Source organism: Pseudomonas sp. 30_B (assembly GCF_017491605.1).
Lineage (GTDB): Bacteria > Pseudomonadota > Gammaproteobacteria > Pseudomonadales > Pseudomonadaceae > Pseudomonas.
In genome coordinates, this window is the sequence record NZ_JAFGYY010000002.1 from 1 (window position 1) to 13,426 (window position 13,426).

Consider the following 13,426-nt stretch of genomic DNA (forward strand, 5'->3'; position numbering starts at 1 on the left):
GGCAGGGCGGTGCGCGGGGGTAAAAGGGGGAAAGTTCATGTCTGGTTTTCCCTGGGAGTGGCTGGGAGTCACCAATCGACCTTTCCTACGGGTAGAGAGGCAACCGTGCGAGGGTAGGAAACGCCGGACCCAGGGAACCGGTAGGCCAAAGGCCTCCCCGCACGGTCACCATAGAAACACGAGTTCAAGAGGCGAATTGCACCTATGAGTCGTGGCTACAGAGCTACCGTATCCTGGGTTGTGTTTCCGGGTTTCCTACGTCCGACCGCAGTTGTGCTGCGGCGACCAAGAGGCTAGAGACGGCGCTTGTAGGCCCGCAAGGCTAAAGGAACGTAAGACCTTTCGCTTGAAAGCTGCGACGGAACATCAGGACATTGCTGACGGAATGAAACAGGTCTCACCCCTGTGCGATTCTGCCGACAGTTCATGGCGGCCATTCACGAAGCTAATCCTGACCTGTAGGAGCGACCGCTCAGCAGGACGGCAGTGACCGATCCAAAGCGGCTAGATGCATCAGGCAGAAAACGGCCAGAAGCAGCCTGTCAGGCTAAATAGTTTCGGTGATTCTCTTGGTGCGGCGGAGAACTGTTAAGATCGTTCATCGCGCTAGTGGCGCAGGCTCTAATACTCCACGGTTCGGCTGTTTTTTGGGCAGAACGGCAGGCAGCGAGGCGTGGGTACAATTAGTCTAAGGAAGGAGAAAAGCATGCCCAATACACCGCCACTTCGTGGTGCGAGCTATTACGACAACCTTCCACCGGCAGATCACCGTACTGGTGACATTTGGCGGGCGCTGCCGACATTTGACCTACTGAGTCAAACTACGGTGTCTGGAGTGATCATCACGCCGGCATGCGATCTTGCTAATCGAAAATGTGAAACTGTCACATACCTACCTATAATACCCGTCACGGAATTCTTAATTTCTCCGGCATTTAGGCACGAGTGCTGGCAGGAAATAGTTCCATTGCTAAATAGGCTCTCCGATTTCGGAGCTATTATCCCTCCGAACCGTTATGAGCTCATCTCCGAGGGCGACCTGAAAGTCTTGGTTGAGTCTGAGAGGGATGCAAACGGAAAACTGCTGACGCCAGCTGAAATTAACCGTCTCGCATCTTACCAGTCGTACGTCGAGGGCTCGAGTCGCGGGACAGCATCCCTTGAGCACTTGAAAGGTTTTATTAAGGCGGAACGCTACGCGGGTATTCTATCGAAGCTTATTACAAATTCGCTCAAGCCTGACATCCATTTTTTACCCTCGGATGGACAGCCCTCGTACAGTAGCGCTGTTCCTGTCCATTCAGTTGTGCTCTTTCGATACTCACTGAGTCTTCCGATTGAGGCGCTGCATCTTGCGCAGAGCACAACAGAAGGTCAATGGGACGCGCGTAAAGAGGCTGCAACTTCCTCGTTTCCAGTGCTTCGCCACCTGCGACAATGGCCGATAAAAATGGCCTCCCTGAAGGGGGAGTTCCTTAGCGATATGATCTCTCGCTATTTGAATATGTATATTCGCCTCGGATCTACCGATTTCTCTGACGACTCCATTCAATCCATGGCTGCCGAGATAGGGTTTCAATCATGAAATATATAGCGATAGCGCAAAAGTTGGCTGAATGGCTATTGCCCAAGACAGGTCTTGTCGCTCTTGTGTACGACAGCCTTAGGGAGCTCGGAAGTGACGGCGGAGTTCTAAAGGATGCTGACTTTGTTCAGGATGGAATTCGCATATCTTACGACCAGAACTCTGGCGTTTGTGCTTTATGGCACAGCGACTATGTATCTGGCACAGGGAGCGAGGATTGGGGAGTCATAAAATGGACCGGTTCATACTCGCTCACCGAGATGGATTCAATTGGCCGAGAGGTGCTTGAACGATGTTTGTACGTTGCGAATCAAAGGCTGCAAGGTCTCCTTCTTGATGGCAGCATGATTCACCGCGCGTACGACAACGGAGCGCATACACTACTTGCTGGGCGAGGTAATACCGCACATCATCATTCGATCGCCTACGCTGAACTCGTGCATGGCTCGGACTCCCTTCAAAGTAGGTCCTGCATGATAGTCGGCCCTGAGCAAAGCTTCTTCAAGTTATCTGAGGAGGCAGCGCAAGAAAGTAGGGAGTTGCCAAAGTTATGCGCTGCCGCAAACGCGTTGGTGAATCCTCGAACCCGCTCAAAGAGCATCGCTTCGTCTGAAACTCTCCCCGCACTTCGAGAGGTAGTCGCGTACTTTTTTGAGCATAGTTATCAAGCCGGGCTCTTCGGTGAGGTGGAAGTTCGTGCTGAGAACGGTGCAAGCGCCAAAGATCACGTGCGATACCTTACCCTAACTTATGACAAATGGATGCATCCTGATAGCCCTTTAGGAGATGCAAAGAGGAGGATATTGGCAGGTCAGAACATTGACGCCCATCCACTCCGAATCCTAGGGCCAGGCGGATCAGGAAAGACTTTGCTTATGCAACTTCTAGCAATTGGGAAGTTGAAATTGTGCGAATCAATTGGGCGGAAATGTCGCATCCTCTATATTGCCCACAGTAAAGCCATGGAGGCAAAGGCAAAAGAACGTTTCGGATATTTGCTTGGCCAAACTCTTGGGCCAAATGGCGAGGTGAACGATTCGCTCCTGACTGTAACGACGCTTGCCGATTACTGTCGCGCCCAGTTAGGCGTCGAGCTTCAATCTGTGCTGGACGCGGATGCAGATACTGCCAAGCAATTCCAACTGGAACAAACACTTGATGCGCTGAATGAGGTTCGCGCACAAAATCCAACACGTGTAGAAAAAAGCGCTCTACTAAAGCAGGTCTTTGCTGAGCCTCGATTGCTTAAACTATTTTCTTATCTTGTGTTGGTAGAGATCTCGGCGGCAATCAAGGGACATGGCCTTGAATCAGACAAGAAGCGATATGTTGAGTCAGAGAAAAGCCTGAGTTTGCTTCACGGAAATTTGTCACAAGAGGAGCGCGAGTTTATCTTCGATACATTCCTTTCGTATCATCGAGTAGTGTTTGGACAGTATTCGGTACTTGATCCGGACGATATCGCAATTTCATTGGCAGCAAGGCTGCGCACGCCTGTGTGGCAGTTGAGAAGGCAGCATGAAGGATTTGACTATGTGCTTGTTGACGAAGCACAACTCTTCAATGAAAACGAGAGGCGCTTGTTCCCACTGCTGACGAAGAGCGATGTCCCCCATGTTCCTATCGCCCTTGCACTTGATCAGGCCCAAGCCACTTATGGCCAGTCGTCTGCCGGGCTTTCCACAATAGGAATCAAAGGCATTACGAATGAAACCTTACTGGCTGTCCATCGCTCCACTGAGGCAATTGTTCGGTTAGCGTTCTTTGTAATTCAACGCAGTACAGAACTGTTTGGACCGGACTTTCCTGACTTCACCAAGACTACTGAAAGAATGCTATCTGACAAGCACCCATTGGCGGCTAAACCCGCGATTGAGCGACAGAGCCAGGATTCTCAGGATATTGGAAAATTTGTGCTTAAACGGATTAGGGAACTCCGCAAAGCAAATACACGTCAGATTGCTGTAATTTGCTATTCCGATATCTACTGGAACAGCCTTGAGTCTGTCCTTTCGACCGCTGATCTTCCATTTCAAGTTATTAGGGAGCGCGGCGCTAAGTTCCCCGAGGACCATCCGCTTGTATCACTTGTAAAGCCGGCGCAAGTGGGTGGGCAGGAGTTTGATTCGGTAATCCTGGTGGGTTTGGAGTCAGGCCTAACCCCTCCAGTAATTGTCGACAACCAAGCTCTTGCAACAGCAGTAGAGCAACAGGTGATTCGAGATATGTATCTTGGAATCACTCGGGCCAGGTACAGAGTTATGGTTGTAATTTCAAAGGGGAACATGCCTAACAAACTGCTGGAGCAGGCCGCTGAGGCTGGTCTAATTACGGACTGACCGGAGGATAAAAGGGGGCAGATTTATTTGCGAACTCTAATCCTGACCTACAAGGCGGCTTTAGAGTAGAAAAATAAATCTGTCCCCCTTTTCGTTATAGAAAAATACGCGACTTGAAGAGATGCACAGTGCTAGGTGTGTCGAGGTTCGTAGGACGCGCTTGACCACTCCCCTGAGCGACGACAAAACAGCGGTAGATCACTACGACCGGGTTCGCGATAGTAGTGCTCGATTGCCACCGGCTTCACAAGCTGGTGTAGTGGTCTTCGCCGAGGTGGCATAAGGCCGCCGCCCGCTCTGAATTCCAGGATGACTTACGTCATATCTAGGGCCGCCCCTTGGTTTGATCCCTAATTTCCCCATCTCCACGGATGCGAGACATGATTGAATCGATCACTCTTTCCGGCATAGCGACCTACAGTCCCGTAACCCCCGAAACGATTCAAAACCTGAAGGCCGTGAACTACTTCTACGGTGCAAACGGAGCAGGCAAGACAACGATCAGCAGGCTGATAAACAACCCAGCGCTATCAACTGCCTCCAAGGTCACGTGGGCGCAGGGCGATCAGATTCCGGCAATGGTCTACAACAACGACTTCATCGCTGCGAATTTCACTGATTCGAAGCAGTTCAAAGGTGTGTTCACGCTGGGGCAGGCCGAGCAGGCGCAACTTGATCGCTTGGAAGAGCTCAGGAAGGAAAGAGACCGACACGCGCTGCTCAAAACCAGAGCGCAAGAAAACCTAAATGGCCCAGACGGTAAGAGCGGGAAGATCGCCGAAAAAAATGCTCTGGAAGCAAAGCTAATAGCACGGTGCTGGGAACAAAAGCAGAAGCACGACGATGAGTTTCAGGGGGCTTTTAAAGGCCTGAGAAATAACCGGGAGGCCTTCAAGAATAGGGTCTTACAGGAGAGCAAAAGTAACACCTCCCAGCTGGTTGATATCGAAGACCTGCGCAAGCGCGCAGACGTACTTTATGGTGACGCACCATCACCCATGAACGCTGTCTCCAACCTTGACCTGTCTCGCTTGGTCGCGCTTGAGCAAAACCCTGTCCTGAGCAAGAAAGTAGTTGGCAAAGAGGATGTCAATGTATCTGCGATGATCCAGCACCTAGGGAACAGTGACTGGGTCAGGCAAGGTATGAAGTACTTGGGCCATACCGACGATGACTGCCCCTTCTGTCAACAGAAACTGCCGCATGAATTTGAAAAAAGCCTTGAGGATTATTTCGACGAAACATTCGAGGCCGACACTAGAGCTCTATCGCAGTTTCGGGATACTTATGACTCGGTAGCAGATGGTCTGTTAGCCCAGGCTCAAACAGTCTTGGCTACGGATTGTTCTCACTTAGATAAAGATAAGCTTGATCTTGAATTGCAGGCCCTGAATGCAATAATTTTGATGAATAGGCAACGCATTGACCACAAGGTGGCTAGCCCTAGTATTGACGTGGCGTTAGAGGGGCTTGCAGAGATTCCATATAGAATTTCTGAGCTGATCAACTCAGCCAACCTCAAGGTCTCTGAACATAATCGTCTTGTTTCGGGGTTCTCCGTTGAGCAGAATAAATTAACAGATGCCGTGTGGCGGTATCTTCTTGATGTTGAGCTTAAAGACACTCTTGCTGATTACACAAAAGATGCTGACCGTCTCGGCAAAGCAATTGATGGCATCACTGCAAGCATGGATAAGGCAGCGGCAGATATATCCACGACTGACGCAGAAATTGCAAAGATTGAAACCTCGCTGACGAGCGTGAGACCTACTGTCATTGCGATCAATAAAATTTTGAAAGACTTTGGGTTCCGAAGTTTCTCCCTGGATCCTGCGTGTGCCGATAATTCATATCGCCTGATCAGAAACGATGGAGCTGATGCTAAATCAACACTTAGTGAAGGCGAAAAGACCTTCGTTACTTTCTTGTACTTCTACCATTTGCTCAGAGGAAGTGTCACGACCTCGGGTATCAGTACTGATCGAATAGTCGTCATTGACGACCCGGTTTCAAGCCTCGATAGCGACGTTCTGTTCATCGTGAGCAGCTTGATCAAAAAGCTTTTCCACGAGGTTCGCAAGAAAGGAAATAACCTAAAGCAGATCTTTGTCCTGACCCATAACGTGCACTTCCATAAAGAAATCACCTTCAATCCTCAAAGGGCTGGGGATGCTTCTATTAAGGATGAAACGTTCTGGATAGTACGAAAGCCCAATAATTTCTCGAAAATTGAAGGCTTTGAGAACAACCCTATTAAGACATCCTATCAGCTGCTGTGGGCTGAGTTGACGAAAAAGCCATTGCCGGCGCTTACCATTCAAAACACCATGCGCAGAATCCTGGAGAATTACTTCAAAATCCTAGGAAGCATAGATACGCATGTCATCATCGAGAAGTTCGAAGGGCAGGATAAAGTTCAATGCCAATCATTGATTAGCTGGGTTAACGATGGATCCCACTATTCAGCAGATGATCTGTATGTGGCAATAAGCGATAGTATGGCGCACAGCTATATGAAGATATTCTTTAAGGTCTTTAAGGCTATGGGACATATGCCTCATTATAAAATGATGATGGGCCAAGACTTTGTCGATTTAGATCCTGTTGAGGTGGAGACAGAAGATGAGGAGCTGGTGGACGAAACAGGCGGAGCTGTCGCCGGCGCAGACGCATTTATCATTGTTGGAGGGGCGGTCGGTGATGAAGGTGCTGCCGAGCCATTGAGCACTCCTGCGTCCTCGGTAATCCCCAGTGTAGTGCAGCACCCTAAGCCATTCTCAGCTGGGGTGGATGGTTCGGACCCTGATATCCCATTCTGAGCCGATTGATCATGAGCCGGCATGCCTGGTGGTGCGCCGTTTCAAGAGTTTCTGCTTCGGCCTGATACTCGCAATTGAATCGTCCCCCGGCTTTGTAGGCGCCTCCAAGCCACAAAATAGAGCCCTGGTGAGCGTCTGCTTCTGGCCGACTTCTGCCAGTTGTGACCAACAGAAGTCGACCAGAAGCAGCCATTCACGTCATAACGACGAGTAGAAAAAGGGGGCGGATTTATTTAAGCGCTTTAATCCTGACCTTCAAGGCAGCTTTAGAGTAGAAAAATAAATCTGTCCTCTTTTCTTTTTATTTTCTATTTTCTTGGCCGGGAATCTATGTTGTCTCTCAAGTCTTTACACCTGTCGTTATTGGCCAATATTTTCCTTTCGCCCGATTGCCATGCGCAGATGGGATTTTTATAGGTTCCTTTCAGTTGGGAGCAATTTTTTGAGCTTTCATTTTTATATATGCATTGCTCGTCGGAGAATATGAGCTCGTAGCTTGGGTATGCTATTGTTAATTTGTCTTCATTTATTATGTATATTGTCTCGAAGAGAGAGCCGCCGATTTGAGCTATGTCTCGGAATGTCTTGTTTTCAATAAAATCTGATCGCACGGGTATTGAGCCAATATTAATAGCTTTTCGACTTCCAAAACTGGCGAAGTAAATTTCATTTTGGGCGTTTATTCCAAGTTCGTCGGAGTTTGGGCCGGCTAGAATTATTGTGCTTCCGTCACCCGAATCTATGAATGAATAATTTCTATCACAAATTTTGCTGCTATCTCCAAGCTGGTAGGGTATTCCTTTTACATAGATTTTAATCTCCTTGCTAGCCCCGGTAGTTCTACAGTCCGCCGGTTCGTATATTGATTTCGCGTTTGCTGCTGTTGCAATTAAGAGGATGATGAGGGCTAATGATTTATTCATGATTTTCGCCAGTGCTTAGGGCGAGAAAGGGGCGGAAAGTGGATGGATTTATTTTTTTGCTCTAAAGCTGTGTGATGATGGGGTGGGAATGGTGTTTTGAAAATAAATATTCCTCCTTTTCTCTATTTGCTCCTCTTATTCTATTTTTAAACTATTTATTAGTTTCAGTCTCCAGTCGGTAGTAGGGATGGTTTTTCTTGGGGGTTCCGGTTCGCAAAGGGAGATAACTATGCTTTTTGATTTTCCTTTTATTATCCCATCTATGCATTCATATGTCTTGGAAATGTATTCTAGTCTTTCCGAGTTGGATTCTTCTTTTATGTAAGTGGTCTTTAGTCTGGTAATGCGTATGATGCTGCCGGGGGAGGCTTTTTGTGGTTTGTATTTTTCTTTGCTTATGATTAATTGTGTGAAATCTCTCGCGTCATCGCTGTATGATTCTCTTTGAGGGTATGTGGTGCCTTTTGGAATTTTAGCTCCCTTAATTACTCCTGAATTTATGTTGGTGTTGCTTTCGGAGAAAATCATTCCAGATAAAGGGCTTGCCTCGTATAGTAGGGTGCATGCGTCGGATCCGCTTAGTAGTTTCTTGTCGGATATCAACGAAAATCCACAGGTTTTTTTTAGGTCGTATGGGTGGTCAGTGTCTACTGGTGAATCATTGGAGGCATAGAGCAAGGATGATGCCAGTGAAGTTGTGATAAGAAGAGTTAATCTCATTTTCGTATATTTCCGCCAGGAAGTGTTATGTTTGTGTCATCGCTAAGGTCCTTGTATGCGTGTTTGAAGTACCTGATGCGATTATCAAGGTGCAATGCTGCACGGTTTACTTGCCGGGTGACGTTCAGTACATCCGCTCTCACTGCATCAATGTCGCTTATGCTTGAGAACGTTTTTATATCGGCTCTCGTGTTTATATTTATCTTTCCATCTAGAATCCAAGAATATGGGTGCGGGCTCCCGGGAGGGTTTGAGATTCGATCCCTGGTTTTTTCCGCCGTCCAGTAATATCCCGATGCATCAGATGCGACGTGGCTGTTTGATTGAAGTAATAGCTGATTGGGTTCGGAAGTGAAATCTAATCTCCGGAATTTCTGATAGTTCGTGTAGCCTACTCTTCCTGTTACCTGAATTACTCCTCTTCCTCTAAATCTGACACCGTCACCCGGATTGATATTGCCCAGATCGGCACGCCCCTCGTATGCTGCCCCACTAGCGTACTCCCTTACGGTCTGCATGCCGTCAGTTTCTTGGACGATTTGCCCCCAGAAATGAGCTGTGCGCAAAGGCGTATTTATTAAGTATTTCGATCTTGTTTTGTTTAAAGATATCCACATCGCCCCAGGCATTATCTGGGCGTTGGTTGAGTTTCCAGTTGAAATATTTCTCAGGGCTGATTCGTAGTTGAGATTTAGTCCTGTGGCTGGTAATAATTGAGTCATTTCAATTTTGCTTAACCATCCACATTTTCTCAGGTGTGATATAAAATCCTTCGGCGGAAAATGCCAATGCTTACTTTCTATCTCCATTAAGTTGGCTTCCTCCCAAAACGCCAACGCCTTCTGATGCCTCTCAAGTTTCGTGAAGTCTTCCTCCGACATCGGCCCGCCCTCGGAGACCTTCTTTAGCCAGCCATAGCGAATCTCGAAGTCATCCTTCGCCCATTCGGTGGGGAACTTGCAGATCAGGCGCTTGAGCTTGTTCCGGTTCTCGCCATCTTTCAGCCGGAGGGTGTTCCGCTCGCGGTCCTCGACGTATTCTTCGGACAGGCGCCGACGGTCGCCTTCGAACATCGTCTCGTACTCCGGCGAGTTGGCGCGGGTTGCGGCATCGGGTTTGCGCGGTGGTGGGTTCGTCACGTCGCTCGGGGGTTCGAGCAGGCCGCGGATGTAGTCGGACTGGCAGTGGCTGTCCGAATTGGTGTCGTCATCGATCAGGCGCCAGCCCATCCAATGGGGGAAGTCGGCATCGCTGAACTTGGTGACGCCAGGGGCGTTGAGGTTGAACCAGGCGCTGCCGGCGGGCTGGTTGGTACGCGCCGGCAGGCTGATTTTCCGCCAGTGTGCGGCGTTGGCTGGTTGCAGTGCATCCGGCCCTAGCACGCGGCCGAAGCGCAGCAGTTCGTAGCCGGCGCTGGGACAGCCGGGGTAGCGGCGGGTGGCGGCGGTGTAGAGGTTGTATTCGAAATCTGCTTCTTCCTGCTGGGTGCCAATCAGTTCGCCGCTGAGGAAGTAGGTGGTCAGGTTGCATTGGCCTCGGTCGTAGGTCATGCGGACGATGAGGCCCTGGCGCAATTTACTGACAACGGTGGGGCTGAAGCCCTCGCTGCCGACAAAGCCTTCTTCACTGTTCCAGCCGCCGGTCAGCTCCGGGCTGCGGTAGACCACCTCCGTCGGGTTGGTGGTTTGCGAGAGGTTCGCTGGCGGCGAGGCGTAACCCTGGAGCGTAGTGGGGAGGAAAAAGTACATGTCGCCCCAGCAACTGTCGGTGCGGCCATCCTGGGTCTGGTAGTCGAGGTCGCGCTGGTTGCGGCCGGTGAGGTGGGCGATCTGGCTGTCGGCGGCGATGATTTCGAAGTGGATCCTGCCGGCGCTGCCATAGATTTGTCCGGCTTCGCCGATGTTGTCCTTGCGGTAGATGCGCTGGTTGAGCTGCGGGTGGGGGATGTTGATTTTCGACAGGTGCATGTAGATCGAATAGAACACCACCTGCCCACGCTCACCTTCGCCGATCTCGGTTTCGTGGCGCAGGACGATGCAACCGTCGTCGGTCCAGCCATCGCCGACGCTCTGCTCGATGCGGTATTTGAGGGCGTGCGTCTCGCTGTCGGACTTGGCGGTTGGGGCGCGGAAATAAACCAGTTTGCCGTCCGCGATGGCTCGTACCGGCAGCGGGTGGCCATTCTCCTGTGGGGCGCTCAGGTGCATGCCGCCATGCCAGTTGAGGTCGAAACTCAGGGGGTAGGCGCCGTCGCCCGGTTCGCCGCCGGGCATGGCGCGTTCGACGAAGGCTTCGTCGGTTTCGCCCGGTAGGGGGGCGGGAATGAAGGGAGGGCTGATGATCATGGGAAGGGTCCTTGCGCTTCGCTTACATCGAGAGGGGGTAGCCGGTTTTCGGCTTGGCTTCGTCGTTCAGCTCGCGGGGTAGCCAGGGAACGTCCGGGTGCAATTTGGCCGGCCCGCGAAACTCGAAATGCGCCGCCTTGATGGCGAAGTCGCCCCGGGTGCCCAGCTCGATACGGTACGGGTCGAGGGTGATGTAGGTGCCGCCGGCGTTGAGGGTGATTTTCTTCTTTGCGGTGATGTGGATTTCGTCCTCGGTGCTGACGATGTCCAGGCCGTGGCGGGCGAGCAGTTCCAGGCCGTCGTTCTGGGCCTGGATCGTCACCGGGCCCTGGTTGGCGTAGAGCTTCATGCCCAGCTTGCGCGCGAACAGGCCGATGCTTTGTCCCACGGCGGCGGTGAAGCGTTTGGCCACGCTGACGTCCATGTTGGCGCGGGCGGTGGCGATGAGGTTCTGCCCGGCGGCCAGTTGCAGGTGCTGGCCGCTGGTGAGGGCGATGCCGGCGGGCGCCGAGGCGAGGATGCCGGGCTGCTTCAGCAATTCCAGGGCGGCCTTGAGTTGTTCCGGGGCGTATTGGTCCGGCTCGTGGGCGACGGCATGGGCGGCATCGCGGGCCATGCTGCGGACCAGCTCCAGCGCCTCCTGTAGTTCGCGGATAGCGGCGTCCATGCTGAGGGTGTCGCCCTGGGCGCTCGGCTGTGCGTCGGCGCTGATGAACAGGCCCTTGCCCGCACGCACGGCGCCGTGGCCGTCGGTGCGCAGTTCGAAGCCTTCGCCGCGTTTCTGTTTTTGTGTGTCCACCAGGTGGCCGAGGTTGAGCTGGCTCTTGCCGCTGTGCTCGGTGCTCAGTTCGATGCGTTCCTGGCCGCGTTGATCGCCTAGCACCAGTTCGTTGTTGGCTGGCGTGCGCAGTCTGTTTTCCCGGTAGTTCTGCAGGGTGACGAGGTCGGGATGGCGGGAGTCATGGAAGCAATAGGCGATGTACGGGCGGTCGATATCGCCCTGTTCGAAGGCCACGCCCACCTCGGTGCCGGCCAGTAGTGGCAGGTGCAGGCCGTAGGTGTCGCCGGCATAGGGGCGGGCCAGGCGTAGCCAGGCGCTGCTGTGTCCGCGCTTCCACGGCGTGCGGTCGAAGAGGAATTCGACCCGGTATTTGCCGTCCCGGTCGATTTCGGCATAGGTGGGGTGTTCTTCGGGGCTGACGATGCGCGCGGGGAGAGTGCCGAAGAGGCGCGGTTTGCTGGGTAGCGGCGGACGGAAGCAGATCCGTTCGGCATAAGGGATAGCGTCGAAACGGGCTTCAAAGCTGCTATCCCTGGCGGCGCGGGTATGTAGGCGGGTGATGACCGCGCCGGGAGCGAACGCCTCCGGTGCGCCCTCGCCGACGTTCAGCACATCGCCAGGGACCAGGGTGGCGCTGCTGGTGCTGCCGCTGAGCTGGATGCGGCCGTTGAGGTAGCGTTCGTGGCGCAGCCGCGCGTAGAAGTAGCCGGACTCGCTTTGCAGGTCTTCGTCCAGGGCCAGCGGATCGCCCAGCGTTCGATAGGGTTCGGCGTAGTGGTAGGCCTCTCCGTATAAGCCCTTTTCCCCACGGGTCTGGTCAACCTCGCCATCGAGCAATGCATTGGCATCGGCGTGGTGATAGGCGCGGATGTTGACGTGGCGCTCCACTACCCGGTGCTGGCTGCGCAGGTTCCAGGCGCTGTCCTGGCTGCTGTTGGTGCCCGAGAGCCGGCGGTAGGGCAGTTCGACATCGAAACGGTAGCCGCGCTGGTCGTCGTTGAACTCGATCATTTCGAGTTTCAATCGCTCGTCACTTCGGAAGGTAAACCAGATGCCAACGTCGGCGAGTTGGCGGGTGATAAAAGCCAAATCGCTTTCGCCGAACTGCATCACCTGCTCTCGTTGGGGATACTCGCGCTTGAGTGTCTGGAAGTTGAAGTACTGCCCGGCCATGCCGTGCTCGCGCAGGATGCTCTCGACGATTTCCGGCACGGACTGGCGCTGAAAGATGCGGTGCTGCCGAGCCAGCCCGAGCAGAGCCAGGCGGGGTTGCAGGGTGACTTCGTAATGGGCTTCGTCGCGGGAGTCGACGGGCAGGCGCCGGAACTCGGTAATGATGCCGTACAGGGTGCGCAGGGGCGCGGCCGGCGCGGCACCCAGGCCGGCGAAGGGCAGCGAGGCGGGCGCCGGATGGAGGCTGAAGCGAGCTTCTTTCAGCAGTACCTGCGCGGCAGGGATGTCACGGTCGGTGCTGGTGAAGGTGATGCGATAGGTGAAGGGTTCGGAGAGCGTTTCCTCGCCCTCGAAGCTGAGGGTGTCGACGGGCGCGGCAAGGTCACGGATGAAGAGCTTGTGTCGGCGATGGTCAAACAGGAGCGGGCGTGTGGCGAGCATGGGCGGGCTTCCTTTTCCGGAGGAGGTCCGTTTTTAACCCACGGGGCGCAAGTGCCACGATCAGCCATGTCCCAAACCACTTGACGAATTTGCGTCAGCTTAGAAGGAATCCTCGAACAGGGCAGCGCCAATCATTCCGTAATCTGTTCAATGCACTTTCTGGATCGATCAAGGCCGGTCGGCTCCTCCAGAAACCCGTAAAAATGGGACACCCATTAGCCGGCCCCCTTTTCGCCGTCCCCTTTTCGCTGTTCTCCGCGCACATCCCGGACTACCGCAACCTGATCACCAGCTACAGTC

The 13,426-nt window shown here is 52.9% G+C and carries 7 protein-coding genes; 3 read left to right on the forward strand and 4 right to left on the reverse strand.

Features of this window, described 5'->3' with window-relative positions; translation table 11 throughout:
* Positions 1-706 precede the first annotated feature (706 nt).
* The 3 genes from J5M67_RS02165 (at position 707) to J5M67_RS02175 (ending at position 6,743) form a co-directional block, all read left to right on the forward strand.
* Positions 707-1,585 (forward strand): hypothetical protein, encoded by an 879-nt coding sequence (locus J5M67_RS02165; protein WP_207882858.1) that lies wholly within the window; start codon positions 707-709, stop codon positions 1,583-1,585.
* Positions 1,582-3,924 carry a UvrD-helicase domain-containing protein gene (locus tag J5M67_RS02170; protein WP_207882860.1) on the forward strand — a complete coding sequence of 781 codons (2,343 nt, stop codon included), beginning with the start codon at positions 1,582-1,584 and terminating at the stop codon, positions 3,922-3,924. The genes J5M67_RS02165 and J5M67_RS02170 overlap by 4 nt, the downstream gene beginning before the upstream one ends.
* A gap of 380 nt (positions 3,925-4,304) precedes the next feature.
* Entirely contained in the window at positions 4,305-6,743 is a 2,439-nt protein-coding gene (locus J5M67_RS02175) for an AAA family ATPase (protein ID WP_207882862.1), read from the forward strand.
* Positions 6,744-7,051: 308 nt separating this feature from the next.
* Here J5M67_RS02175 and J5M67_RS02180 read toward each other — a convergent pair whose 3' ends face one another.
* From J5M67_RS02180 to J5M67_RS02195, 4 genes are all read right to left on the reverse strand, one after another.
* Positions 7,052-7,666 carry a hypothetical protein gene (locus J5M67_RS02180; protein ID WP_207882864.1) on the reverse strand — a complete coding sequence of 205 codons (615 nt, stop codon included), beginning with the start codon at positions 7,664-7,666 and terminating at the stop codon, positions 7,052-7,054.
* A 135-nt stretch (positions 7,667-7,801) separates the two neighbouring features.
* On the reverse strand, positions 7,802-8,386 hold the full coding sequence (locus J5M67_RS02185) for a hypothetical protein (RefSeq protein ID WP_207882866.1): 585 nt from the start codon (positions 8,384-8,386) through the stop codon (positions 7,802-7,804).
* Entirely contained in the window at positions 8,383-10,731 is a 2,349-nt protein-coding gene (locus J5M67_RS02190; protein ID WP_207882868.1) for a M23 family metallopeptidase, read from the reverse strand. The genes J5M67_RS02185 and J5M67_RS02190 overlap by 4 nt, the downstream gene beginning before the upstream one ends.
* 22 nt (positions 10,732-10,753) lie before the next feature.
* Entirely contained in the window at positions 10,754-13,126 is a 2,373-nt protein-coding gene (locus tag J5M67_RS02195; protein ID WP_207882870.1) for a type VI secretion system Vgr family protein, read from the reverse strand.
* Between the last annotated feature and the right edge of the window lie 300 nt (positions 13,127-13,426).

Bases quoted from the DNA above. Each gene is read 5' to 3' on its own strand.
- J5M67_RS02165 (WP_207882858.1), top strand. From the start codon at position 707: ATGCCCAATACACCGCCACTTCGTGGTGCGAGCTATTACGACAACCTT.
- J5M67_RS02170 (WP_207882860.1), top strand. From the start codon at position 1,582: ATGAAATATATAGCGATAGCGCAAAAGTTGGCTGAATGGCTATTGCCC.
- J5M67_RS02175 (WP_207882862.1), top strand. From the start codon at position 4,305: ATGATTGAATCGATCACTCTTTCCGGCATAGCGACCTACAGTCCCGTA.
- J5M67_RS02180 (WP_207882864.1), bottom strand. From the start codon at position 7,666: ATGAATAAATCATTAGCCCTCATCATCCTCTTAATTGCAACAGCAGCA.
- J5M67_RS02185 (WP_207882866.1), bottom strand. From the start codon at position 8,386: ATGAGATTAACTCTTCTTATCACAACTTCACTGGCATCATCCTTGCTC.
- J5M67_RS02190 (WP_207882868.1), bottom strand. From the start codon at position 10,731: ATGATCATCAGCCCTCCCTTCATTCCCGCCCCCCTACCGGGCGAAACC.
- J5M67_RS02195 (WP_207882870.1), bottom strand. From the start codon at position 13,126: ATGCTCGCCACACGCCCGCTCCTGTTTGACCATCGCCGACACAAGCTC.